Origin of the sequence: Streptomyces kanamyceticus (assembly GCF_008704495.1) — a bacterium.
In the GTDB taxonomy this organism is placed as follows: domain Bacteria; phylum Actinomycetota; class Actinomycetes; order Streptomycetales; family Streptomycetaceae; genus Streptomyces; species Streptomyces kanamyceticus.
Map to the genome: position 1 here is coordinate 2080317 of NZ_CP023699.1, position 23628 is coordinate 2103944.

Sequence of the window (23628 nt, forward strand, 5' to 3'; positions counted from 1 at the left end):
CGTGGCCGGTGGAAATGCGCCCAGGTAGTGCTGACCGCCCCGGGAACGCGAAGCTTTGGGCCGCGTTCCGGGGCGGCACTTGAGCAGCCCGCTCGGCTGCTCAAGTCCGGTCGAGGGCCGTCCCCCTCAACCGGAGTTCGTGGGGTCAGCTCCCGGCGGCGATCCGCGCGAGACGCTGGGCCTGGTCCCGCGTGGAGCGGGCGATGGCGTCCTCGTCGGCGTGCAGCAGGGTGCCGTTCTCGACGACCGGCTTGCCGTTGACGAGGGAGAGGGTGACCGGGGCCGCCGCGCCGAAGACGATGGCGGTCACCGGGTCGGCGATCGAGGCGTGCCCGATGCCGTCGATCTTCCAGAGGACGAGGTCGGCGAGCTTGCCCGCCTCCAGGGAGCCGATCTCCGGTGCGCGGCCCAGGACTTGGGCACCGCCGTAGGTGCCGAGGCGCAGCGCCTGACGGGCGTTCAGGGCGGCCTCGCGGTGCGCGCCGAGGCGGTTGATGAGCAGGGCGTTGCGCAGCTCGGTGTGGAGCTCGCCGGACTCGTTGGAGGCGGTGCCGTCGACGCCGAGGCCGACCGGGACGCCCGCCTTGAGCATGTCGGGGACGCGGGCGATGCCGGCCGCGAGGCGCGCGTTGGAGGACGGGCAGTGGGCGACTCCCGTACCGGTACGGGCGAACGCCGCGATGTCGGAGTCGTTCATGTGGACGCAGTGCGCCATCCACACGTCCTCACCCAGCCAGCCGGTGGACTCGAAGTAGTCGGTCGGGCCCATGCCGAACAGCTCGTGGCAGAACTTCTCCTCCTCGACCGTCTCGCTGCCGTGGGTGTGCAGCCGTACGCCGAGGCGGCGCGCCAACTCCGCGCCCTGCCGCATGAGTTCGGTGGAGACGGAGAACGGCGAGCAGGGCGCGACGGCCACCTGCGTCATCGCGCCGAAGGACGCGTCGTGGTGCTTCTTGACGGTCTCCTCGGTCGCGGCGAGCGCGCCTTCGAGGGACTCGACGGCGAAGTCCGGCGGCAGCCCGCCGTCCTTCTCGCTGCGGTCCATGGAGCCGCGGGCCAGGGTGAAGCGGACGCCCATCTCGGAGGCGGCACGGATGATCGAGCCCGACAGGTCGCCGGAGCCCTTCGGGAAGACGTAGTGGTGGTCCATGGCGGTGGTGACACCGCCGCGGGCCATCATGCCGAGCGAGCCCTGCGCGGCCGCGTACGTCATCTGCTCGTCGATGCGCGCCCAGGTCGGGTACAGCGCCACCAGCCAGTTGAACAGGTTGTGGTCGGTGGCCAGGCCCCTGGTGATCCACTGGTAGAAGTGGTGGTGCGTGTTGACCAGGCCCGGGGTGACCAGGTGTCCGGTGCCGTCGACGCGGCGCACGACGTCGGCCAGACCCTCGGGGGCCTTGCCAGCGCCGATCGACTCGATCTTGTTGCCCGCGACGACGACGTAGCCGGAGGCGTACTCGGTGTCATTCGCGTCGACCGTGGCGATGGCACAGTTCTCGATGACGATGCGCTCTACGGCGCCTTCCTGGGTTGCCGATGCAGCCATGGTGCTTCCTTCTCTACTGGTGGCGTTGCGATGTGGGCACGGCATGACCCTAGGAAGATTTGAGTGCCGCGGCGTTGGAGCCACGGGTGCCGAGATGGTGGAAGAACAGGTTGAGCGTGACCGCGACGAGCGCACCGGCGCTGATGCCGGAGCCGAGCACGGTCTGGGCCCACGCGGGGAACTCCGCGTAGAAGGTGGGCGCGGCGAGCGGGATGATGCCCGCTCCGAGCGACACGGCCACAAGGATGATGTTCGAGCTGTCGTCCAGGCCCGCCTCGGAGAGCGTACGGATGCCGCTGACCGCGATGGAGCCGAAGAGGACGATGCCCGCGCCGCCGAGTACCGGCATGGGGACGACGTTCACGACCGCGCCGAGCACCGGGAAGGCGCCGAGCACGATGAGCGCGCCGCCCGCGACGGCGACGACGTACCGGCTGCGGACACGTGTCAGGGAGACGACACCGACGTTCTGCGCGAAGGCGGAGGTCGGGAAGCCGCCGAACACCGGGCCGACGAGCGTGGCGATGCCGTCCGTGCGCAGGCCGCGCGTGATGGTCTTCCCGTCCGTCTTGCGCTCGCAGATCTCGCCGAGGGCCAGCATCCCGGCCGCCGACTCGGTCATCAGGACCAGCATCACGATGCAGAGCGAGAGGATCGCGGCGGGCTGGAAGACGGGCGCCCCGGCGGCGAACGGCGTGGGCAGCGCGGCGAGCGGCGCCGTCTGTACGGAGGTGAAGTCGGCCATCCCGAACGGGATCGCGGCGAGCGTGCCGATGAACATGCCCGCCAGCAGGGCGACTTGCTTGAGGAAGCCGCGGCCGAACCGCTGGAAGAGCAGGATCACGACGAGCGTGAAGGCGGCGAGCGCGAGGTACTTCATGTCGCCGAAGGTCGGGTCGGTCTCGTCGCCGCCCTGCGCCCACTTGACCGGCACGGGCATCAGCGTGACGCCGATGAGGGTGATGACGACGCCGGTGACCAGCGGCGGGAAGAAGCGGAGCAGTCGGCCGAAGAAGGGTCCGACGGCGAGACAGAAGACGCCCGCGACCATCACCGCGCCGTAGATCGCCGGGAGTTGGTCGCCTTTGGCGTTGGTCTCGGCGATGGCGAGGATGGGCGCGATGCCCGCGGAGGACGCGGCGTTCACGAACGGCAGGCGGTTGCCGACGAAGCCCTTGACGCCGAGGGTCTGCAGGATGGTGGCGAGACCGGCGATCAGGAGACCCGCGGCGATCAGCCGGGTCTGGGCCACGGTGTCCAGGCCGCACGCCTGGCCGATGATGAGCGGAGGGGTGACGACGCCCGCGTACATGGCGGCGATGTGCTGGAGCGCGGCGGGGACGAGCCGCGAGGGGTGGAGCTTCTCATCCACCGGGTGACAGGCGGGAGTTGAGCCGCCGTCAGCTGTGTCAGCTATGTCCAGTGGGGTGGAACATGGACCTTCTGCGGGCCCCGATGCAGGCTGTGCCATTGCTGTTCCCTCCGGTGTGGCGCGCCCCCGCTTAACGTAGGTGAGGTGGGGGCGCGCGTCCCGCGTCAGAGGTTGGTCATGTCGACCGGGATCTTCGGCTCGACGCCGTCCCGCAGGATCGTGGCCTCGATGAGGCCGTAGGGACGGTCGGCCGCGTAGTAGACGGCGCCGTCCTTGGCCTCGTTGTCGAGTCCGAAGGCGGAGAGGTCCTGGCGGAAGTGGTGCTTGTTGGGCGCGGAGAAGCGGATCTCGTCGATCTCGCTGCGGTTGTTGATGACCCGCGAACCCATCTGGTAGAGCGTCTGCTGCAGCGAGAGCGAGTAGGTCTCGACGAAGGCGTGCAGGATGTGCTTCTTGGCCTGCTCGTACGAACGCTCCCAACTCGGCATGCGCTGCTCGTCGTTGGTCCAGTTGTGCCGCCACCAGGTGGACAGGGAGGTGGCGAGGATGCGGTCGTAGTCCTCTTGCAGCGTCGTGTACTTGTCCTTGATGTAGCCCCAGAACTCGGAGTTCGTGGAGTTCATCACGGTCAGGTCCTTCAGGCCCGAGAGGACCTCGAAGTTCTCGCCGTCATAGGTGATCTGGGCGACCCGCGTCTCCTGGCCCTTGCGGACGAAGGAGTGCTTGACCTCGTCGGCGCCGATGAACTTGGAGTTGCCGTCGGAGCCGCCGATGCGCTCCCAGGAGTACTCCTCGATCCGGATCCGCGCGCGGTGGATGGAGGGCTGGCTGTCCACGAAGTGCCGGGCGAGGTGGATGCCGTACTGCTCGGCGGACTCGATGCCGTATTCCTTGGCGAACGCGAAGCAGGTGTTCTTCGTGGTGTCCGTCGGCAGGCAGTTGGCGTTCGAGCCGTTGTAGTGGACGTCGTCCAGGTCGCCGGAGAGGGCGACGGAGACGTTCAGGTCCTTGATGTGATGGGTGTCGCCGTCCCGCGTGATCTTTACGACCCGGTTCTCAGCCTTGCCGTACTGGTTCTGTCCCAGAATGGTGGGCATGTCTGCTAGCTCCCTCGGTAAACGGAGTAGCCGAACGGGTTGAGCAGCAGCGGTACGTGGTAGTGCTCGCCCGGCGTGACGGCGAACGTGATCGCCACCTCCGGGAAGAACGCTCCGGTCGCACCGCTGTCCCGATTCGCGGGGGCGTCCTGCTGCGCCTCGGCTTGCTGGTTGTTCTTGGCCAGGAAGTACGCCTCGGTCTCGAAGTCGAGACGTACGTGTGTGGTGCCTTCCGGCAGTGCCGGGAGGTCCTTGCAGCGGCCGTCCGCGTCGGTGGCGCTGCCGCCGAGCGCCTTCCAGTCCTCCCCTGTACCACTGCGGGCGGACAGGGAGATGGTGACGGCCCCGGCAGGGCGTCCGACGCTGGTGTCCAGGATGTGGGTGGACACCGAGGCGGTGGTGGCGGTGCTCATGCGTCGCTTCCTTCTTCTACGAGACGGGTGAGCCGGATGCGGTTGATCTTGCCCAGTTCGGTACGGACGATCTCCCGCTCCCCCTCCGCCCCGTTCTCGATCCGGGTCTTGAGCTGTCCGAGCATGAACTCGGCGGTGGCACCGGTCGCGCAGATCAGGAAGACGTGCCCGAACTTCTCCTGGTAGGCCAGGTTCAGTTCGAGCAGTTCGGCCTTGAGCTCCTCGGAGGCCCCTGCCATGCCGCGCTGTTCGCGGGCGGAGGTCGGGTCCCCGGGCTTCGGGCGGCCGATCGGCGGGTGCCCCGCCATCGCCTCGGCCAGATCGTCGGCGGTGAGCTCGGCCATGGCGGCGTCGCTGGCGGCGAAAAGGGCTTCGACGGTGGCGTAGGGGCGCTGGGCGAGGAGCTTTCCTCCCCAGGCCGATGAGGCACATACCTCGTGGAGGGCGGCGGTGGCCGCGGCCTCCTCCAAGGCGTTGAACCGGGCAATGCCCGGTGTCGTACTCGAAGTCACGGGAGCCTCCGTGGCCTTGTGCTGGACGGGCTGCGGAACAGCTAAGACCTTCAACAACACCGCGTCAACAGTTTGTTGAAATAACTTGAACAAAGAAGCCGCCACCCGACGATACGGGTGACGGCTCGGCTGCGAAGAGTGACTCGGAGCGCCCCGTCAGGGGCGCGGGGCTGCGACACGTGCGGCTCCGCCGCGTGGGCGCGACCAGCCACAACCGGCCCGCAGAAGGCACTCACTCCCCCTTCGCGGCGTTCTCCCGGTTCAGGTAGTTGTAAACGGTAAAACGGCTGACGCCCAGAGCACCGGCCACGGTCTCCACACCATGCCGTACGGAGAACGCGCCCCGCGCCTCCAGTATCCGTACGACCTCCTGCTTGGCCTTGCGGTCCAGCTCGGCCAGCGGCCGCCCCCGCTTGCGCTCCAGGGCCAGCAGGATGTGATCCAGGGAGTCGGCGAGCTGCGGAAGGCGCACGGCCACCACGTCCTCGCCCTCCCAGGCGAGGACGACGTCGTCGGCCCCCGCCTCCGCGGGCGGCATCAGCTCGCCGCCCATGGCGTCCACCAGCGGCTTGACCGCGGTGACGAAGGGGTCGTCCCCGAAGCTGGTCACTTATCCGCCTCCCCCGGCTTTCGCGGCTCCCCCGGTTCGCCGATCACGTTGACCTGCAGCGAGACACGGGTGGCCCCGGCCTCCAGGGACTGACGCAGCATGGCGTCGACCGCGGTGAGCACCGCGTCGATGTCGCCCTCCGCCGTATTGCCGAACGGACCTACGTCCACCGCGTCGAGCGGGGCCCCCTCGATGACGTCGCGGGCCACCAGCGCATGCGCGGGGGCCTCGTCGAGATCGAAGGGTTCGGTCGTGAACTCCACTCTCAATCGCACGCGGAACAACCTACTGCCGGTCCTCGAATTTTCGGCAGCCCCCTCTTGACAGCTTCCGCGGATCACATGCACTCTTCCATCAAGCAGAAATGAACTTCCGCAATACGGAAGGAGCGCGGAAGCCCCATGGGATACTCCGACCAGCGCTTCAATGTGAACCTGTCGATCCTCTTCACCGAGCTCCCGCTCCTGGAGCGCCCCGCGGCCGCCGCGAAGGCGGGCTTCGGCGCGGTCGAGCTGTGGTGGCCCTGGGTCGACGCCCCCACCCCCGAGCAGTCCGAGCTCGACGCCCTGAAAAAGGCGATCGAGGACGCGGGCGTCCAGTTGGTGGGCCTGAACTTCTACGCCGGACAGCTGCCGGGCCCCGACCGCGGCGCCCTGTCGATCCCCGGCGAGGAGAGCGAGAAGTTCCGCGCGAACCTCGCGGTGGCGGCCGACTTCGCCAAGTCGCTCGGCTGCACGGCGCTCAACGCGCTGTACGGCAACCGCGTCGACGGCGTGGACCCGTCCTTCCAGGACGAGCTCGCCCTGGAGAACCTGGCGCGTGCGGCCCGCGAGGCCCACCGCGTCGGCGCGATCCTGCTGATCGAGGCCCTCAACAAGCCCGAGTCGCCGCTCTGCCCCATCGTGAGCGCGCCCAAGGCGATCGAGATCGTCGACAAGGTGAACGCCCTCACCGGGCTCGGCAACGCCAAGTTCCTGATGGACCTGTACCACCTGTCCATGAACGGCGAGGACCTGCCGTCGGTCATCGAGCGGTACGCCGCCCAGACCGGCCACGTGCAGATCGCGGACAACCCGGGCCGCGGCGCCCCCGGTACGGGGTCGCTGCCGCTGGAGTCGCTGCTCGATCAGCTCCGCGCCGCCGGGTACGACGGATGGGTCGGCCTGGAGTACAAGGCCGGGGACCGGCCGAGCGCCGAGGCCTTCGGTTGGCTGCCCGCTGGGAACTAGATCGCCGCTCCGCGGCGGATCCTTCCCACCCGCCCACCCGATACTCCGCGCCGACTCCAAGGCGTAACACAGCAGTTAGAGAGGCACCCTCATGAGCAACCTTCCCAAGATCGCGTGGATCGGCCTCGGCATCATGGGCTCCCCCATGTCCGAGAACCTGATCAAGGCGGGTTACTCCGTCACCGGCTTCACCCTGGAGCAGGACAAGCTGGACCGGCTCGCCGCCGCCGGCGGCACCGTCGCGAAGTCCATCGCCGAGGCCGTCAAGGACGCCGACGTCGTGGTCACGATGGTGCCCGCGTCGCCGCAGGTCGAGGCCATCGCGTACGGTACGGACGGCATCCTGGAGAACGCGAAGTCGGGCGCGCTGATCGTCGACATGTCGTCGATCACCCCGCAGACCTCCGTGGACCTGGCCAAGGCCGCCAAGGAGAAGGGCCTGCGCGTCCTGGACGCCCCGGTGTCCGGCGGCGAGGCCGGTGCCATCGAGGCCGTGCTCTCCATCATGGTCGGCGGCGAGCAGGCCGACTTCGACGAGGCCAAGCCGCTCCTCGACGCCCTGGGCAAGACCATCGTGCTGTGCGGTCCGCACGGCTCGGGCCAGACCGTCAAGGCCGCCAACCAGCTCATCGTCGCCGTGAACATCCAGGCGTGCGCCGAGGCCGTGGTCTTCCTGGAGAAGTCCGGCGTGGACCTGACGGCCGCGCTCGACGTCCTGAACGGCGGCCTCGCGGGCTCGACCGTGCTGACCCGCAAGAAGGACAACTTCCTGAACCGGGACTTCAAGCCCGGCTTCCGGATCGACCTGCACCACAAGGACATGGGCATCGTCACCGACGCCGCCCGCAACGTCGGTGCCGCCCTGCCGGTCGGCGCGGTCGTCGCCCAGCTGGTCGCCTCGCTGCGCGCCCAGGGTGACGGCGGCCTCGACCACTCCGCCCTGCTGCGCGCCGTCGAGCGCCTCTCGGGCGCCGAGCTCTAGCCACCTCGCTGGAGAGAGCTCCTCTCGAACTTCCGGGCCGCGGTGGCGCTGACACCTGTCCTGTCGCGCCCAGGCGTCGCCGCGGCCCGGAACACCACCACCCTCATCAACTTCAACAAACTGTTGACGTAGCAGTTCAGGGGTCCTTACGCTCCGAACACCTCAGCAGTCACAGCACGGAAGGTCACGATGTCGAAGCGCGTGCTTACGACCGAGTCCGGCGCCCCCGTCGCCGACAACCAGAACTCAGCCACCGCCGGCGTCGGTGGCCCGATCCTGCTCCAGGACCAGCACCTCCTGGAGAAGCTCGCCCGCTTCAACCGTGAGCGCATCCCGGAGCGTGTCGTACACGCCCGCGGCTCCGGTGCGTACGGCTACTTCGAGGTGACGGACGACGTCACCGGCTTCACCCACGCCGACTTCCTCGCCGAGATCGGCAAGCGCACCGAGGTCTTCCTGCGGTTCTCCACCGTGGCGGACAACCTCGGCGGCGCGGACGCGGTCCGCGACCCGCGCGGCTTCGCGCTGAAGTTCTACACCGAAGAGGGCAACTACGACCTCGTCGGCAACAACACCCCGGTCTTCTTCATCAAGGACCCCATCAAGTTCCCCGACTTCATCCACTCCCAGAAGCGCGACCCCTTCACGGGCAAGCAGGAGGCGGACAACGTCTGGGACTTCTGGGCGCACGCCCCCGAGGCGACGCACCAGATCACCTGGCTGATGGGTGACCGCGGCATCCCCGCGTCGTACCGCCACATGAACGGCTACGGCTCGCACACCTACCAGTGGACGAACTCGCAGGGCGAGGCCTTCTTCGTCAAGTACCACTTCAAGACGAACCAGGGCATCCGCAGCCTCTCCGCCGAGCAGGGCGCCGAGACCGCGGGCAAGGACCCCAACTCGCACCAGACGGACCTGCTGCAGGCCATCGAGCGCGGCGTCAACCCGTCCTGGACGCTGCACGTGCAGATCATGCCCGCGGCGGACGCGGCCGAGTACCGCTTCAACCCGTTCGACCTCACCAAGGTGTGGCCGCACAAGGACTACCCGCTCCAGCGCGTGGGCCGTCTGGTCCTGGACCGCAACCCCGACAACGTGTTCGCCGAGGTGGAGCAGGCGGCCTTCTCCCCGAACAACTTCGTCCCCGGCATCGGTCCTTCGCCCGACAAGATGCTCCAGGGCCGCCTGTTCGCCTACGCGGACGCGCACCGCTACCGCCTGGGCGTCAACCACACCCAGCTCGCGGTGAACGCCCCCAAGGCGGCCAAGGCCGACAACTACGGCCGCGACGGCCTGATGGCGTCCAACGCGTACGGCCGTGACCGCAAGAACTACGAGCCCAACTCGTACGACGGTCCCGCCGAAACCGGCCGGGCGCTCTCCGCGCCGCTCGCCGTCAACGGCCACACGGGCACGCACGAGGCCCCGGCCCACACCAAGGACGACGACTTCTTCCAGGCGGGCGAGCTCTACCGCCTGATGTCGGACGACGAGAAGTCCCGTCTGGTGGCGAACATCGCCGGTGGCCTGTCCCAGGTCTCCCGCGACGACGTCATCGAGAAGAACCTCGCCCACTTCCACGCCGCCGACGCCGACTACGGCAAGCGCGTCCAGGAAGCGGTCCGCGCCCTGCGCGAGGACTGAGCGAGCGGCAACTCCCAGGCTGCGCCGATGGATTGACGGGAGGTCAGTTCATCGGCGCTGAGCCCGCACCGTCGTCACGGACCCGGATGAGGGGTGGTACGTGACACACGCGGGCAGGCATGGTCCGCGGCGGCTCTGCGAGCCAGTGCGGTGGTAAAGGTCCGACGGATTCCTTCTCGACCTGAGGGAGGGAACCCACCGGTCCGTCGCAGCCGCCGCGGTCCCGTCTTCCGCCCCCCGCGCCGAGGGGCCCACGGACTCCGTCCGGCAGCGCGTACGCATGTTCCGCCAGTCGCGCGCCGTCGGACGGCAACAACGTCGACGCTCATTCGACGTCAGACCAGAGTGCCGGAACGGACGGTCCCGTACCGGCACTCTTCTGTGTACCGAGCGCGCGGTGCGCGTTGTCCAGGAGTTCCTTGTAGGTGAGGACCTCGACGCGGTTCACGTGCGTGTTGAACGTGCGCAGGGCCTCGCTGATGTCGGCCTCCGGCACATCAGCCTGGAGGTCGGGGTGCCCGATCAGGACGATGGCGCTGGCGCGGCGCGTCTCGATGCCGAACTCCTCGCGTACGCGCTCACGGTTCTCGTCCAGGCCCACCAGGTAGTTGACGGCCTGGCCCACGGCGTCGTGCACCTGCGCGGTCGGGACCCAGGCGTTGCGATGCCGCTTAACCAGCGCGCCCTTGAGGCTCATCGCCCGCTTCAGCTCCACCACGTGCAGGGCGCCGTCGCCGCGGATCAGCGGGATGTCCAGCTCGTCGCCCGGCACCAGCCTGCGGTGCGCCGCCTCGCCGACGAAGCGGCCGCCGAAGATCCAGTACTGCCCCTCAAGGGCCTGCTGGAGGTCGTTCTCGGACGCCTCTGGGTCCTCGACGACCGTACGCAACGCATCAAGCCCCGCGGCCCTGCGTCGCAACTCCGCAGCCTGCAGCAACAGTTGACCCTTCTCGTCGGCCGCGAGCAGCGCGAGGGCCTCCGGCGATGTGGCGATCTTCCGGGCGGCCCCGACGGGGTCCTCGACATCGACACGGCCGTCGCGCAGGACGCGCTCCAGCCAGATCGCGGTCTCGGCGCGGCCACGTGGGATGACGTAGCGCCCGGGGCGGTCGGCCGGCGACTCCAGGAACAACGCGTCCTGCCCGAGGGCGCGCAAGTGGGCTACGAGGTCCCGCGGGGCGGCATCGGGACACTCGGCGTAGAACTGCTCCGCGGTGTCGGCCGCGTGGGCGAAGCTCGACGCGGTCATCCGCGCGAGGAAGGTCTGGTCGGTCACTGAGCGCCTGCCGTCCCTGAACAGCCGCAGCCGGTCGTCCAACTCCGGCTTCAGGATGCGCCCTTCGGCGTAGTCCAGGGCGTCCTGCACCAGCCGCACGACATGCCACTCGTCCGCCGCTGCCGCCGTGCCGCGCGCCTGGGCCAGCAGCACGAGCAGCTTCTCGCCACCCCTGATGCCGCCGTTCCTTCCACTGCGCAGGTGCGCTGCCACGGCGGCCAGGCTCGCCCGCACGCCCGCGTCGACGGCGGTCTCCGCCGCGAGGTCCAGTTGCCGCTCCAGCGTCACGTCCGCCCTTGGTTCCATGCCGCCCAGTGTGCGGCCCGGCACTGACAACGCCCCGCGCACGCCGTGGAACCGGCATGCCGAAGGGGCGATCCACCCCCCTCTGGTGGACCGCCCCTTTGTCGGCTCTCAGCGTCGCGTCAGACCTTCAGCGGACGAATCGCCGTGGGCGCGTGGCCCGGCTCCGTCGCGAGTTCCTCGAACTCCGAGACGTCGGAGATGTCCGCCGTCTTGCTCATCGCGATGTTCGTGATGCGCTCCAGGATCGCCTCGACGACCACCGGGACACGGTGCTCGGCCGCGAGCTTCTTGGCCTGCTCGAAGGCGGGCAGCAGGTCCTCGGGCTCGGTGACACGGATCGCCTTGCAGCCCAGGCCCTCGGCGACCTTGACGTGGTCGACGCCGTAGACGCCCAGCTCCGGGGAGTTCTGGTTCTCGAACTCCAGGTTGACCTGGAAGTTGATGTCCAGACCGATCTGCGCCTGCCTGATCAGACCGAGGTAGGCGTTGTTGACCAGGACGTGGACGTACGGGATGCGGTGCTGCGCGCCGACCGCCAGTTCCTCGATCATGAACTGGAAGTCGTAGTCGCCGGAGAGCGCGACGACCGGGGTCTCCGGGTCGGCCTTCGCGACGCCGAGCGCGGCCGGGATGGTCCAGCCGAGCGGGCCCGCCTGGCCGCAGTTGATCCAGTGGCGCGGCTTGTAGACGTGCAGCATCTGCGCGCCCGCGATCTGGGAGAGGCCGATGGTCGTGACGTAGCGCGTCTCGGGGCCGAAGGCCTTGTTCATCTCCTCGTACACGCGCTGCGGCTTCATCGGCACGTTGTCGAAGTGCGTGCGGCGGTGCAGCGTGGACTTGCGCTCCAGGTGCGAGGCGACCCACACGGAGCGGTCGGGGAGCCTGCCCGCGGCCTTCAGCTCCTTGGCCACCTCGACGAAGAGCTCCAGCGCGGCCTTGGCGTCGGACGCGATCCCGTAGTCGGGGGCGAAGATCTTGCCGATCTGCGTCGGCTCGATGTCGACGTGCACGAACTTGCGGCCCTGGGTGTACACGTCCAGCTTGTAGCCGGTGTGGCGGTTGGCCCAGCGGTTGCCGATGCCGAGGACGAAGTCCGACTCCAGGAACGTCGCGTTGCCGTAGCGGTGTCCGGTCTGCTGGCCGACCATGCCCGCGTTCAGGTCGTGGTCGTCGGGGATGGTGCCCCAGCCCATCAGGGTGGGCACGACCGGGGTGTTGGTGATCTCGGCGAACTCCACCAGGAGGTCGGAGGCGTCCGCGTTGATGATGCCGCCGCCCGCGATGATCAGCGGCCGCTCGGACTCCAGGAGCAGGCCGATCGCCTTCTCGATCTGGGCGCGGGTCGCCGTCGGCTTGTAGACCGGCAGCGGCTCGTACGTCTCCGGGTCGAACTCGATCTCGGTCATCTGGACGTCGATGGGCAGGTCGATGAGGACCGGTCCCGGACGGCCCGAGCGCATCAGGTGGAACGCCTGCTGGAAGACGCCGGGGACCTGCGCGGCCTCCAGGACCGTGACGGCCATCTTGGTGACCGGCTTGGCGATCGACGCGATGTCGACGGCCTGGAAGTCCTCCTTGTGGATCACGTGGGTCGGCGCCTGTCCCGTGATGCACAGGATCGGGATGGAGTCGCCGATGGCGGAGTAGAGGCCGGTGATCATGTCGGTGCCCGCCGGGCCCGACGTACCGATGCAGACACCGATGTTGCCCGGGTTGGTCCGGGTGTAGCCCTCGGCCATGTGCGAGGCGCCCTCGACGTGGCGGGCGAGGGTGTGGTCGATGCCACCGCCCTCCTTGAGCGCCTTGTAGAAGGGGTTGATCGCGGCGCCCGGAACACCGAACGCGTTGACGACGCCTTCGCGCTTGAGGATCTCAACTGCCGCGCGGGCAGCGGTCATACGAGCCATGGGAGGTCTCCTGCTTCGACAGCAGCTTCGACAACGTCGACAGCTGTGGCGGCCTCGCGGCCGCCGCGTACGGCTGGCGGTTTCGGCTCCCGTCGCGCCCCGCGGTGAGCTTCAGTTTCCGCATTGTGGAAATTTTGTTCTGCTATATGGAAGCAATGTAGAGGCGGCCTGCGGAGACCGTCAAGAGACGTCCGGGAACCGGGCCCGCCGCGACGGCGTCCCAGACGGTGAATTCGGGCCACACCGTCGTGACACCACCGGGGGGCGATCGTGGCCACAGCACCGGAGACGTACGGCCGCTGGACGGCCGGACCACCACTCGGACAGGGCGCGACGGGAACGGTCCGCCTCGCGCACGACGCGACGGGCCGCGCCGTCGCCCTCAAGGTGGTGCACGCCTTTCTCGCCAGGGACGCGGCGTTCCGCGCCCGCTTCGCCCGCGACGTCGCCACGCTCGCCGCGGTCCACGGCCGCCACACGGCCGCGCTCGTCGACGCGGACGCGGGGGTGGGGTCGGTGGTGCCGTGGGTCGCTATGGAGTACGTGCGGGGGCCTACGTTGCATGCGCGTGTAAGGGGTCGGGGTGATGGCGGGGGTCCTGTCGGCGTCGGGGGTCCACTGGGCCTCGACGAGTTGCGTTCCCTCGCGGGCGCCCTCGCCTGGGCCCTGGACACCATCCACGGTGCGGGCCTGGTCCACCGCGGCCTCAAGCCGTCGAACGTACTGCTCGCCGAGGCCGGGCCCCGAGTGGTCGACTTCGGGATCGCGCGGGTGGTGGAGGCGGCGGACGACACGGCTGTCGGCTCGGAGGGGGGTGCCGACGCGCTCGGCTACGCCGCGCCCGAGCAACTGGCCCAGGGCCTGTCGACGCGCGCCGCCGACGTCTTCTCGCTGGGCGCGGTGCTCGCCTTCGCCGCGACGGGGCACGCGCCCTTTGCCGTCGGCCCGCGCCCGCGCACCGTGTACGGCGAACCCGACCTCGCGGGCGCCCCGGAGACCCTGCTGCCGCTGCTCACCGCCTGCCTGGCCAAGGACCCGGCGGCCCGGCCCACACCTCGCACGGTCGCGCGCATGGTGGGCCACCCGCTGCCCGGCAGCCGCCGCAAGACGCTCACGGTGGCGACGGTGCTCCTGGCCTGCGCGAGCCTCGCCCGGCGCCCGCGCATTGCGTCAACTCAACACCCCGGCAAGGCACTTTGGTGGACGATGGGAGAGGACGGCGCGACGGGGCGGACGGCACCCCGGTGAGCGAGGCGCGACGAAGGCTGACGGCAGGCGGTGGCGGTAATGGCTGACAGCGGCGTGCCGGTGCGGTGTCCCCTCTGCCGGTGCGAGCACGTCTACGCGCCCCCGGTGTTCCCCTGCACGTGCGGCGCCCCCGTGGTCCCGCCGATCGCCCGCGGCGCGACGGCGGCGGTCATCACGGACCAGACGTGGGCGGACTCCTGGGTAACGGTGCGCTGCCTGGCCTGCGGCCGCCCCACCCAGTGGCCCCAGCCGGAACTGGGCTGCACGTGCGGCGCGGTCCTACGCGTCCCGGTCATCCCGGCGGTCCGAACATCACGCCCTCCCTTCCGGTGGGCTCCGCCCGGGGGCGCGGGCTTTCCGGGATCGTCGGCGGAGAGGGGCTCGGCGGGGCCGAGGGGCACGGTGGGACCGACGGACTCGGTGGGACCGACGGACTCGATGGGGCCGGGTGACGCGGCGGGTCAGACGGGAGCGGTGCCCCCGGTTGGGCCGACGGGCGGCCCGGCGGGTGACCTGACGGGGGTGCCGAACCCAGGTGGGCTGGTGGACCCGGTGAGCCCAGAGGATCCGGCGGGTCCGGTGAACCCAGGGGATCCGGCGGGTCCGGTGAACCCAGGGGACCCGGCGAGTTCGACAAGCCCCGAGGGCCTGGCGAGCCCAGAGGATCCGACGGATCCGGCAGATCCGGCGGGTCCGGCAGATCCGGCGGGCCCGGCAGATCCGGCGGGCCCGGCAGATCCGGCGGGCCCAGCGGGCGCGGTGAGCCCAGCGGGCGCGGTGAGCCCAGCGGGTCCGGCAGATCCTGCGACGCCAGCGAAGCCGACCGGTCCGGCGAACCCGGCAGGGTCGGCGGGATCCGCAGCTCGGACCAGCTGCGCCGACGCAGCGCAGCGGCCAGGTCTGGCGGGACCTGGGAGTCCGGCAGACCCGACAAGCTCTGCCCGCGCACCACACGAGACAGGCCCGGCAGGCCCCGAGGCCCCAGCAGCCTCAACCAACCCCACCGACACACCACACCAGACGAGTCCGGCCGAACCCGCGGATCCAGCACGCTCAGCGAATGCGGGCGGCACGGCGGAGGCGGAACCGACGAGGGCGGACTCGGCAGGGACGGCGCATTCGGTGGCGTCTACCGACACTGCGGGAACGGCGCGTTCGCCGCGACGAACAGGCCCGGCGGGTCCGGTGAGCCCTGCGGATCCGGCGGGACCGGCAGGTCCAGCGAACCCGGCAGATCCGGCAGATCCGGCGAACCGAGCGGGCTCGGTAGATCCAGTGACCCCGGCGGGACCGGCAGATCCCTCAGGACCACCAGAGCCAGCAGGGCCAGCAGAATCACCAGGCCCTGCGGACCCCGCAGCCCCACCCCAGCCCCCAAGTTCCGCCAAGCCGCCCTACCCCGTGGCACCGCCACCCGCGGGCGCGCCCTCGCGTTCGGACCCGGTGCCACCCGCAGGGCCCGTGGACCCCGCGCAGCTCCCCGCCCCCGCCAGCCCCACCGGGGCCGACGGGCCCGCCCACATTCCCCTCCCCCGCACAGCTCCGCGCCCGCGGCCCGCCTTTCATCCCGTGACGATCCGCGACGCGCGTGACGCCGTCACCGTTGCCGCGCTCTATCTGCGGTGGCTCGGGTACCTCAATACCCGGAGTGCCGCGCTCCGGGCGCCGTCAGGGGTGCGGATCACCGCGCGCGGGATCGTGGCCCAGGTGGAGCCCTCCCTGCGGCGTACCGCGCCGCGCGACATCGAGTGTCTCTGGCTGAGCGCGATGACCGAGGCCGACGAGACCGCCGTCGCCTGCGCGTTCTTCTCGCTCGCGGGGTACACCGACGAGGCCCGTACCCGTGCGGACGCACTCGGCGTACCGCTCTTCACGATGGACCTCACCGGCACGCCCCAGCCGGTCAACACCGCGGCGGACGAGCTCATCGCGACCGGAGCGTAGCCGCCTCCTCGGCGCGCGGGCCGAGCACGTGGCGGGCCAGCGCGACGGCGGCGAGCAGGGCCACCAGGCCGCACACGCCGGACCAGCCGAACCTGTCGTACGCCCGTACGCCGAGCCACGAACCGACGCTGCCGCCGAGGTAACCGCACGTCATGTACGCCGTGTTGAGCCGCGCCCGGGCCTCGTCGCTCAGGGCGAAGATCCGTACCTGGTTGGCGACCATGCCCGACTGCATCGCGACGTCGAGCAGCAGCGAGCCCACCGCAAGGCCCACGAGTCCCACCGCCCCGCCGAGCCCGCCGAGGAGGAGCACCGCGGCCGCGACGAGGACCGCGACGAGGCAGACGAGGTTGACGGCGTCGGGACCGCGCCGGTCCACCGCCCGGCCCGCCACCGGCGTACAGAGCATCGTCCCCGCGTTGACCAGGGCGAGCACCCCGACGGCCGATGCGCCGAGCCCGTACTCCGGGCCCGTGAGCAGCAGCGCCACGCCGGTCCACAGCGCGGAGAACCCCCCGAAGACCGTGGCCTGGTAGACGCAGGAGCGGCGCAACTCCGGTTCAGTGCGCAGCAGTTGGAGCGAGGCCGTGAGCAGCGCGGGGTAGCGCTGCCTCGACGGGGCTGTCGTGCGTGGCAGGGCGCGGGCGAGTACGACCGCGACGAGCAGGGCGACCGCGGCCGTGATCAGGTACGGGGCCCGCCAGCCGAGCCATTCGCCGACGCTGCCGCCGAAGGCCCGGGACAGCAGCATCCCGCCGATCGACCCGCTGAGGAGCGTGCCGGTGACCGCGCCGCGCCGGTCGTCGGCGACCAGGCCCACCGCCATGGGCGCGACGATCGGGGCGATCACGGTCGTGATGCCGATGAGGACACCCGCGGCGACGAGCGACCCGATGCCGGGCGCCGCGCCCGCGCCGAGCAGGCCGAGTCCGGCGAGCGTGAACAGCGTGACGAGCAGCGGCCGGTAGGGGAAGCGGTCGCCGAGCGGTACGAGGAGGAAGATGCCGCCCGCGTAGCCGAACTGGGTCGCCGTCACCACGTAGGCGGCCGTGTCGGGCGAGACGCCGAGGCCGTCGGCGATCAGCGGACTGACGGCCTGCGGGAAGTACACGTTGCCCACGCCCACGCCGCAGGCCACGGCGAGCAGCCACACCATCCCGCGACCGATCCCTCGCGGAGACTCACCGGGTGCACCAAGTTCCTTGGGCTCACCGGGCTCATCTGGTTTCGAAAGACGCACACGTACCCCACGGAATCGGCGGACCAACCGGCCCACGATCGCCGCGCCACCCGCCCGCGCACAACCGATTTCGGCCGGGGCATACTCGGGCCATGCACACCCGGCCCCTGCTCATCCGCCCCGTCACCGCCGCCGAACTCCCCCTGCTCCAGGACATCGAGCGGGCCGCGGGAGAGCCGTTCCGTGCCCTCGGGATGGCCCGGATCGCCGACGACGAGCCACCCGCCGTCGAGGATCTCGACCGCTTCCGCCGGGCGGGGCGCGCCTGGGTGGCCGTGGACGAGGCAGGCGCCCCCGTCGCGTACCTGATCAGCGAGCCGGTCGACGACGCGGACGCCGAGCACATCGAGCAGGTCTCGGTGCATCCGCGGGCCGCCCGCCGCGGGGTCGGCGGGGCCCTGATCGAGCACGCCGCGCGGCACGCCCGCGCGGCGGGACGTTCCGCGCTCACCCTGACGACGTTCGCCGACGTGCCGTGGAACGCCCCGTACTACGCGCGCATCGGATTCCGCCCGCTCGCCGCGGCCGAACTCACCCCGGAGCTGCGGGCGATCCGCGCGCACGAGGCGGAACTCGGCCTGGACCGCTGGCCCCGCCTGTGCATGCGCCGCGACCTCACCCCTGCGGGCCGTACCGCTCCCTGAGCTCGATCTTGCGCACCTTGCCCGAGACCGTCATCGGGAAGGAGTCCACGATGCGCAGCCGCGCGGGGATCTTGTAGTGCGCCAACTGCCCTTCGCAGTACGCCCGGAGATCATCCAGTGTCAGTACGTCGGTGGGCTCGCGCAGGATCACGCAGGCCAGCGGCACCTCGCCGTACCGCTCGTCGGGGGCGCCCACGACCTGGACGTCGGAGATCTTCGGGTGGCCGTACAGGAACTCCTCGATCTCCCTGGGGTAGATGTTCTCGCCACCCCTGATGATCATGTCCTTGATGCGGCCGACGATCTGGACGTAGCCGTCGTCGCGCATGACCGCGAGGTCACCCGTGTGCATCCAGCGCCCGGCGTCGATGACCTCGGAGGTCCGTTCGGGCTCGTCCCAGTAGCCGAGCATCACGCTGTAGCCGCGCGTGCACAGTTCGCCGGAGGCGCCGCGCGGCAGCGTCACGCCGGTCGCCGGGTCGACGACCTTCACCTCTATGTGCGGCAGGACCCTGCCGACCGTGCCGGTGCGGCGCTCCAGGTCGTCGTCGCGGCGAGTCTGGGTGGAGACGGGTGAGGTCTCGGTCATGCCGTAGCAGATGGAGACCTCCGCCATGTGCATCTCGGCGACCACCCGCTTCATCACCTCGACCGGGCACGGCGAGCCCGCCATGATCCCGGTGCGCAGCGAACTCAGGTCGTACGAGGCGAAGTCGGGGAGGTTCAGCTCCGCGATGAACATCGTCGGTACGCCGTACAGCGAGGTGCAGCGTTCCCGTTCGACGGCGCGCAGCGTGGCGACGGGGTCGAAGGACGCGGCGGGGATCACCACGCACGCGCCGTGCGACGTGGCCCCGAGGTTTCCCATCACCATGCCGAAGCAGTGGTAGAAGGGCACGGGCAGGCAGATCCGGTCCTGCTCGGTGTAGCCGACCGTACGGCCCACCCAGTATCCGTTGTTGAGGATGTTGTGGTGGGAGAGGGTGGCCCCCTTGGGGAAGCCCGTGGTGCCCGACGTGTACTGGATGTTGATGGGGTCGTCGCAGCTCAACCCGGCCTCGTGGGCGGCGAGTTCGGCGTCCGTGACCCGCTGCCCCGCGTCGACGAGCCGGTCCCACGAGTCGTCCCCGATGTAGTGGACGGCGCGCAGCTCCGGGCAGCCCGGCCGCACCTGTTCGACGAGCGCGCGGTAGTCGCTGCTCTTGTGGGACCGCGAGGCGACCAGGACGGAGATCCCGGCCTGCTTGAGGACGAAGTCCAACTCGTGAGCGCGGTAAGCCGGGTTGATGTTCACCATGATCGCGCCGATCCGCGCGGTGGCGTACTGCACGAGCACCCACTCGGCACAGTTCACCGCCCAGATCCCTACGCGGTCGCCCTTGCCGACACCCGAGCCGAGGAAGCCGCGCGCCAACTCGGCGACAGCCGCGCCGAATTCGCCGTACGTCCATCGTCTGCCGGTCGGCATGTCCACGAGCGCGTCCCTCTCGGGCCAGGCCGCGACGGCCCGGTCGAGGTTGCGGCCGATGGTGTCCCCGAGCAGGGGCGTCCCACCGGTTCCGTGCGCGTACGCGTACGCGCTCTCAGTCGCGTCCTCAGTCGCGTCCTCAATCGGGTCCTCAGTCACGAAGGCCTCCTCGCGCCACTCCACCGGCACCTTCCGCAACTTGCTGCACCATGACGCTCAGCATGCCCTCGGCACCCGGGGGCCGACTAGAGCCTGGACGTGCACACCGCAGCCGCCGCCCTGCGCAGGTCGGTGGAGGTACTCCTCCACCGCTGAGGTCACGGAGCGGCCGGCCGCGGTGGGGACCGCGACCGGCCCGTCGGCACGCCGGGGGACGAAGTGCCGACCGCTTGCGCGTCCCGTTGGGAGTCTATAAACCGACTGCACGGTTTGTAAACTGAAGGAGCCAGGTTGCCGTAAAGACCGCGCCAGTTACCGTCGCCACCGCATCTTTCGCGGCGATCCACATCCCCCGCGCCCCAAGGCCCGTACAGCCAGCACGTTCCCGGCACAGGAGTAGTGAAACACAGTCGGGCAGGACAAGTGGAAATCGGACGTCCGGCCCAGAAGGCTCTGACCAGTCCTGGATCACAAACCGCCGTTCTGGTTTGATACTTGCTCCAAGGAGTCTGGCCAGGAAGGGGCAGTGTGGCCAAGCAAGCCCGGGCGATACGGACGCGTCGCGCGATCCTGGAAGCGGCGGCGAGGGTCTTCGACGAGCACGACTACCAAGCGGCCACCATCACCGAGATCCTCAGGACCGCGGGGGTGACCAAGGGGGCCCTCTACTTCCACTTCCAGTCCAAGGAGGACCTGGCCCTCGGCGTACTGACCGAGCAGACCGGGCGCCTGGCGGTGCCGCCGCGCACCTGCCGCGCACAGGAACTCGTCGATGTCGTACTGCTGCACGGCTATCGGTTACAGAGCGACCCGATGGTCCGGGCCGGAGTGCGCCTCTCCCTGCACGAGGTGGGCCATCGGCCCGACGGACGGAGTCCGTTCGACCCCTGGGTGGACATCGTCCGCGAGCTCCTCGAGACCGCCAAGGACCAGGGCGAGCTCCTGTCGCACGTCGACACCGCGGCGAGCGCCGAGGTCGTCGTGGGCGGCTTCGCCGGTGTGCAGTCCATGTCCGAGACGGCCAGCAGGTACCGGGACCTGGACCGCAGGGCCGCCGCCCTCATGCGGCACCTGCTGCCCAGCATCGTGATCCCCTCGGTACTCGCCTCACTCGACCTCGCCGAGGACCGGGGGGCGCGGGTGTTCGCCGAATTGCCTGGTGCGGCAGCGGGTCTTACGGCGGCGGGTCTTACGGCGGCAGATCTCGCGGTGGCAGATCTTGCGGTGGCAGGTCCCGCCGCGCCCGATCCCGCCGAAGCCTGTCCCGCGACGCCCGGTCTGGCCGCGCCCGGTCCAGCAGCGCCCAGTCCCGTCGCACCCAGCCCCGCCGCGGCCGATCCCGCCGCGCCCGATCCCGCCGCGGCCGGTCCCGCGACGCCCAGTCCCGTCGCACCCAGCCCCGTCGCACCCAGCCCCGCCGCACCCAGCCCCGCCGCGCCCGATCCCGCCGAAGCCTGTCCCGCGACGCCCAGTCCAGCCGCGCCCAGCCCCGCCGCACCCAGCCCCGCCGCGCCCGATCCCGCCGCGCCCAGCAACGCTCCGGTCCCCTGACGCGGCTCACACCCGCCCGGTAGCGGAAACCGGTTCACGCGAGCTCGTTCACACGAGCCCGCTCACGGTCACCGTCACCGTCATCGTCTCCGCGATCCCCCCGGTCTCCCGCGCCACCGCCTCCGTCACACCCGCGCGGATCTCCCGGGTCACGTCCAGGGCCCGGTGGTCCCTGCGCACCACCACCTGCACCTCGGCGTGCCAGTGCCCGGTGCTCCTGTCGCGCCAGACGCGCACGCCCGCCGAGCGCCCCGTCGGCAACAGCGGCGCGGAGCGCAGGAGTTCCGCGAGACCGGGCTTGAGGAAGGCGACGCCCGGGGTGCGCAGGACCGTGTCCCTGACCGCGTCCTGGACCGTGTCCCGGACCGCGTCGGTCTTCGCGCGGGCAGCATCTCTCTCCGTCACCGCCGCTCCCCTTCCACTCCGTCGCCCACGCCGCCGTCTTCCGCGCCGTCGTCGTCGATGATGTCGGCGATCCGTACGTCGATCTCCGTCACCCGCATTCCCAGGTCGGTGTCCGCCGCCGCGAGCACTCTGTGCCGGGCCCGGTCCGCGACGTCCCGCAGGTTCCACGAGAGGGCGACCTGGATCTCGACCCGCACCCTGACAGGACCCCGGGGCAGCCGCCCCGACGGCACCACGGGCGCGGGACGTCCCCGATCCGCTCCCAGGGGCGCGATGTCGATGCGGCAGCTGCCCGCCCGTACGCCGGGCAGCGTCTCCACCGCCGCCCGGATCGTCCTGGCGGCGGCCGCCTCCACGATCCACGCGTCCTCGTCCTCGTCGCCCAGCGGCAGCGTACGGCCGGGCCGCAGCTCCAGACGTACGACGTCCATGATCCGTCCCGCGAGCGTCGCGGCCTGCGACGCCTGCTCCGGCGGTTCCGCCACGCGTGCCTGGGCCACGACTCCTTCCAGGGCGCGCAGGGCGGCGACGGCATCGGTGCAGTACGGGCAGTCGTCGACGTGCGGATCCCGTTCCCCCGCCTCCCACCGCTCCCACACCTGCGCGAGCTCACGCCCGCACGGCAGCGCCTCTTCGTCCGCGACCGTCCGGGGCTCGTCGTCCATGGCCCCGCGGCCCTCCTCGTTCATCGCCATGCGGCCATCGCCTCCGTCAGATAGCGCCGCGCCCGGAAGACACGGCCGCGAACCGCCTCCGGGCTGATGCCGACCGTCTCGGCAATGGACTCGTAGGACACGCCGTCCAGTTCGCGCAGCACCCAGCACACGCGCTGCTCCGCGGAGAGGCCCTCCATGGCCCGTGACAGGTCCGCCACGGCGGCGTGTGCCTCCGCCGCACGCGAGGGTGACACCTGGTGGTCGGGCGCCGGTGGTTCGGGCACGGCGTCGAGGCCCAGTTCGGAGCGGCGCGACCGCAGCACGTTGAGGCACCTGTTGGTGACGATCCGGTGGATCCAGGTGCCGAACCTGGCGTCGCCACGGAACTCCGGCAGCTTCCGCCAGGCGCTCACGAACGACTCCTGCACGGCGTCCTCGGCCTCGGCCCTGCTGCCCAGGAGCCGGGTGGCCAGTCGCAGCAGGGCGGGCGCGTGGTGGTGCACCAGGGTCTCGAACGCCTCCTCGTCACCCTCCGCCGCCCTGACCGTCAACAGGTCCTGCTCACGCCGCAGGGCCGCGTCCGACCGCGCGTACGACTTCACGTCCGCATCCGCGTACGTATCCGAGTCCGTATCCGCGTACGTCTCCGCGTCCGACTTCCCCAGTGCTCTGCCCCGGTCCCGCGGCACACGCGGCTCCTCTCATTTCGACCGTGCTCGTACGACACATCGGGAGCGCGCCGCGTTACGCGGCGCGGGCACACTACACGCGAGAAGAAGAAATCCGACGCAGGCGCGTAACGGATGACCGGCGGCCGGGTCAGAACCGGAGAAGGACCACGCACGGAACCGAACCTGACGAGGAGAAGACACCATGGCGACACAGGACCTCACCACCAAGGCGGCGACGTCCGCGGGCGACGCGAAGAGCCTGAGCGGCACCGTCCAGAAGAGCGTCACGGGTTCCACCACCGTCACCGGCGGTACCGGTGTCGACGAACCGGCCGCCACGCGCGGCAAGACCTCCATCGCCGACGTCGTGGTGGTGAAGATCGCGGGCATGGCCGCGCGCGAGATCCCCGGCGTGTACGACATGGGAGGCGGCCTGTCCCGCACGCTCGGCGCCGTGCGCGACCGCGTGCCCGGCGGGCGGCCCAACGTGGGGCGCGGCGTGAAGGTCGAGGTGGGCGAGCGCCAGACGGCGATCGACCTGGACATCGTGGTCGAGTACGGCGTGCCCATCACGGACGTGGCGCACGACGTGCGCGAGAACGTCATCGCGGCGGTGGAGCGCATCACCGGCCTGGAGGTCGTCGAGGTCAACGTGGCGATCAACGACGTACGCCTGCCCGATGACGACGAGGGGGACTCCTCGGGCGAGACCCGCGTGGAGTAGCACGGCAACGCCCCTCCGTTC

General features: G+C 70.5%; 24 protein-coding genes. 8 read left to right on the forward strand and 16 right to left on the reverse strand.

Going from position 1 to position 23628, the window contains the following annotated elements; translation table 11 throughout:
- Positions 1-145: 145 nt before the first annotated feature.
- The 7 genes from CP970_RS08275 to CP970_RS08305 form a co-directional block, all read right to left on the reverse strand.
- Positions 146-1546, reverse strand: a complete 1401-nt coding sequence (locus CP970_RS08275; RefSeq protein WP_055550847.1) for an 8-oxoguanine deaminase — start codon at positions 1544-1546, stop codon at positions 146-148.
- Between the two features lie 49 nt (positions 1547-1595).
- A complete protein-coding gene (locus CP970_RS08280; RefSeq protein WP_055550845.1) occupies positions 1596-3017 on the reverse strand; it encodes a nucleobase:cation symporter-2 family protein in 1422 nt (473 codons plus the stop codon).
- Positions 3018-3082: 65 nt separating this feature from the next.
- Positions 3083-4015 (reverse strand): factor-independent urate hydroxylase, encoded by a 933-nt coding sequence (pucL, locus tag CP970_RS08285; protein ID WP_055550844.1) that lies wholly within the window; start codon positions 4013-4015, stop codon positions 3083-3085.
- 5 nt (positions 4016-4020) lie between these two features.
- Complete coding sequence (gene uraH, locus CP970_RS08290; protein WP_055550843.1) at positions 4021-4428, reverse strand: hydroxyisourate hydrolase; 408 nt, start codon at positions 4426-4428, stop codon at positions 4021-4023.
- Entirely contained in the window at positions 4425-4940 is a 516-nt protein-coding gene (uraD, locus tag CP970_RS08295) for a 2-oxo-4-hydroxy-4-carboxy-5-ureidoimidazoline decarboxylase (RefSeq protein ID WP_055550842.1), read from the reverse strand. The genes uraH and uraD overlap by 4 nt, the downstream gene beginning before the upstream one ends.
- A 232-nt stretch (positions 4941-5172) precedes the next feature.
- Complete coding sequence (locus CP970_RS08300) at positions 5173-5550, reverse strand: helix-turn-helix domain-containing protein (protein ID WP_055550841.1); 378 nt, start codon at positions 5548-5550, stop codon at positions 5173-5175.
- Positions 5547-5825 carry a thiamine-binding protein gene (locus CP970_RS08305; RefSeq protein WP_079043722.1) on the reverse strand — a complete coding sequence of 93 codons (279 nt, stop codon included), beginning with the start codon at positions 5823-5825 and terminating at the stop codon, positions 5547-5549. Before CP970_RS08305 ends, CP970_RS08300 begins: the two co-directional genes overlap by 4 nt.
- 126 nt (positions 5826-5951) lie before the next feature.
- On the opposite strand from CP970_RS08305, the gene CP970_RS08310 reads away from it, so the two are divergent.
- The 3 genes from CP970_RS08310 (at position 5952) to CP970_RS08320 (ending at position 9408) form a co-directional block, all read left to right on the forward strand.
- Entirely contained in the window at positions 5952-6779 is an 828-nt protein-coding gene (locus CP970_RS08310; protein WP_055550837.1) for a TIM barrel protein, read from the forward strand.
- A 91-nt stretch (positions 6780-6870) separates the two neighbouring features.
- Positions 6871-7761, forward strand: coding sequence for a 2-hydroxy-3-oxopropionate reductase (locus CP970_RS08315; protein WP_055544652.1), 891 nt, complete (start codon positions 6871-6873; stop codon positions 7759-7761).
- Positions 7762-7950: 189 nt separating this feature from the next.
- Entirely contained in the window at positions 7951-9408 is a 1458-nt protein-coding gene (locus CP970_RS08320; RefSeq protein ID WP_055544653.1) for a catalase, read from the forward strand.
- A 325-nt stretch (positions 9409-9733) separates the two neighbouring features.
- Here the strand turns inward: CP970_RS08320 and CP970_RS08325 are convergent, their stop codons facing one another.
- On the reverse strand, positions 9734-10990 hold the full coding sequence (locus CP970_RS08325; RefSeq protein WP_055544654.1) for a Shedu immune nuclease family protein: 1257 nt from the start codon (positions 10988-10990) through the stop codon (positions 9734-9736).
- 119 nt (positions 10991-11109) lie between these two features.
- The gene (gene gcl, locus CP970_RS08330; RefSeq protein ID WP_055544655.1) at positions 11110-12888 is read right to left on the reverse strand and encodes a glyoxylate carboligase; all 1779 of its coding nucleotides are present in this window, start codon (positions 12886-12888) and stop codon (positions 11110-11112) included.
- A gap of 279 nt (positions 12889-13167) precedes the next feature.
- Here gcl and CP970_RS08335 point away from each other — a divergent pair, with 279 nt between their 5' ends.
- A complete protein-coding gene (locus CP970_RS08335; protein WP_055544656.1) occupies positions 13168-14145 on the forward strand; it encodes a serine/threonine-protein kinase in 978 nt (325 codons plus the stop codon).
- Positions 14146-14237: 92 nt separating this feature from the next.
- On the opposite strand, the gene CP970_RS45770 is transcribed toward CP970_RS08335, so the two are convergent.
- A complete protein-coding gene (locus CP970_RS45770; RefSeq protein ID WP_157877664.1) occupies positions 14238-14411 on the reverse strand; it encodes a hypothetical protein in 174 nt (57 codons plus the stop codon).
- 863 nt (positions 14412-15274) lie between these two features.
- Positions 15275-15484 carry a hypothetical protein gene (locus CP970_RS44100; RefSeq protein WP_191094885.1) on the reverse strand — a complete coding sequence of 70 codons (210 nt, stop codon included), beginning with the start codon at positions 15482-15484 and terminating at the stop codon, positions 15275-15277.
- 230 nt (positions 15485-15714) lie between these two features.
- On the opposite strand from CP970_RS44100, the gene CP970_RS44105 reads away from it, so the two are divergent.
- On the forward strand, positions 15715-16089 hold the full coding sequence (locus CP970_RS44105) for a hypothetical protein (protein ID WP_157877870.1): 375 nt from the start codon (positions 15715-15717) through the stop codon (positions 16087-16089).
- Here CP970_RS44105 and CP970_RS08345 read toward each other — a convergent pair.
- Positions 16070-17245, reverse strand: coding sequence for an MFS transporter (locus tag CP970_RS08345; protein WP_055556738.1), 1176 nt, complete (start codon positions 17243-17245; stop codon positions 16070-16072). The genes CP970_RS44105 and CP970_RS08345 overlap by 20 nt on opposite strands.
- 191 nt (positions 17246-17436) lie before the next feature.
- Between CP970_RS08345 and CP970_RS08350 the strand changes: the two genes are divergently transcribed.
- Positions 17437-17973: a GNAT family N-acetyltransferase gene (locus CP970_RS08350; protein ID WP_055556745.1), complete on the forward strand. Its 537-nt coding sequence runs from the start codon at positions 17437-17439 to the stop codon at positions 17971-17973.
- On the opposite strand, the gene CP970_RS08355 is transcribed toward CP970_RS08350, so the two are convergent.
- Positions 17945-19600 carry an AMP-binding protein gene (locus CP970_RS08355; RefSeq protein WP_276204672.1) on the reverse strand — a complete coding sequence of 552 codons (1656 nt, stop codon included), beginning with the start codon at positions 19598-19600 and terminating at the stop codon, positions 17945-17947. The genes CP970_RS08350 and CP970_RS08355 overlap by 29 nt on opposite strands.
- A gap of 528 nt (positions 19601-20128) precedes the next feature.
- On the opposite strand from CP970_RS08355, the gene CP970_RS45775 reads away from it, so the two are divergent.
- A complete protein-coding gene (locus CP970_RS45775) occupies positions 20129-21151 on the forward strand; it encodes a ScbR family autoregulator-binding transcription factor (protein ID WP_317987146.1) in 1023 nt (340 codons plus the stop codon).
- A gap of 48 nt (positions 21152-21199) precedes the next feature.
- Here the strand turns inward: CP970_RS45775 and CP970_RS08365 are convergent, their stop codons facing one another.
- The 3 genes from CP970_RS08365 to CP970_RS08375 are packed head-to-tail and all read right to left on the reverse strand — an operon-like array spanning position 21200 to position 22814.
- Positions 21200-21556 (reverse strand): hypothetical protein, encoded by a 357-nt coding sequence (locus tag CP970_RS08365; RefSeq protein WP_055556390.1) that lies wholly within the window; start codon positions 21554-21556, stop codon positions 21200-21202.
- Complete coding sequence (locus CP970_RS08370) at positions 21553-22251, reverse strand: hypothetical protein (RefSeq protein WP_055556392.1); 699 nt, start codon at positions 22249-22251, stop codon at positions 21553-21555. Before CP970_RS08370 ends, CP970_RS08365 begins: the two co-directional genes overlap by 4 nt.
- Entirely contained in the window at positions 22242-22814 is a 573-nt protein-coding gene (locus CP970_RS08375) for an RNA polymerase sigma factor (RefSeq protein ID WP_398656906.1), read from the reverse strand. Before CP970_RS08375 ends, CP970_RS08370 begins: the two co-directional genes overlap by 10 nt.
- Positions 22815-23085: 271 nt before the next feature.
- Between CP970_RS08375 and CP970_RS08380 the strand changes: the two genes are divergently transcribed.
- Entirely contained in the window at positions 23086-23607 is a 522-nt protein-coding gene (locus tag CP970_RS08380; protein ID WP_150493107.1) for an Asp23/Gls24 family envelope stress response protein, read from the forward strand.
- The last annotated feature ends 21 nt before the right edge of the window (positions 23608-23628 follow it).

Excerpts from the sequence above, each read along its gene's own strand:
- CP970_RS08280 (WP_055550845.1), bottom strand. The coding sequence starts at position 3,017 with ATGGCACAGCCTGCATCGGGGCCCGCAGAAGGTCCATGTTCCACCCCA.
- CP970_RS08310 (WP_055550837.1), top strand. The coding sequence starts at position 5,952 with ATGGGATACTCCGACCAGCGCTTCAATGTGAACCTGTCGATCCTCTTC.
- gcl (WP_055544655.1), bottom strand. The coding sequence starts at position 12,888 with ATGACCGCTGCCCGCGCGGCAGTTGAGATCCTCAAGCGCGAAGGCGTC.
- CP970_RS08370 (WP_055556392.1), bottom strand. The coding sequence starts at position 22,251 with ATGGCGATGAACGAGGAGGGCCGCGGGGCCATGGACGACGAGCCCCGG.
- CP970_RS08315 (WP_055544652.1), top strand. The coding sequence starts at position 6,871 with ATGAGCAACCTTCCCAAGATCGCGTGGATCGGCCTCGGCATCATGGGC.
- CP970_RS08320 (WP_055544653.1), top strand. The coding sequence starts at position 7,951 with ATGTCGAAGCGCGTGCTTACGACCGAGTCCGGCGCCCCCGTCGCCGAC.
- CP970_RS08325 (WP_055544654.1), bottom strand. The coding sequence starts at position 10,990 with ATGGAACCAAGGGCGGACGTGACGCTGGAGCGGCAACTGGACCTCGCG.
- uraH (WP_055550843.1), bottom strand. The coding sequence starts at position 4,428 with ATGAGCACCGCCACCACCGCCTCGGTGTCCACCCACATCCTGGACACC.
- pucL (WP_055550844.1), bottom strand. The coding sequence starts at position 4,015 with ATGCCCACCATTCTGGGACAGAACCAGTACGGCAAGGCTGAGAACCGG.
- CP970_RS08380 (WP_150493107.1), top strand. The coding sequence starts at position 23,086 with ATGGCGACACAGGACCTCACCACCAAGGCGGCGACGTCCGCGGGCGAC.
- CP970_RS08275 (WP_055550847.1), bottom strand. The coding sequence starts at position 1,546 with ATGGCTGCATCGGCAACCCAGGAAGGCGCCGTAGAGCGCATCGTCATC.
- CP970_RS08345 (WP_055556738.1), bottom strand. The coding sequence starts at position 17,245 with ATGGTGTGGCTGCTCGCCGTGGCCTGCGGCGTGGGCGTGGGCAACGTG.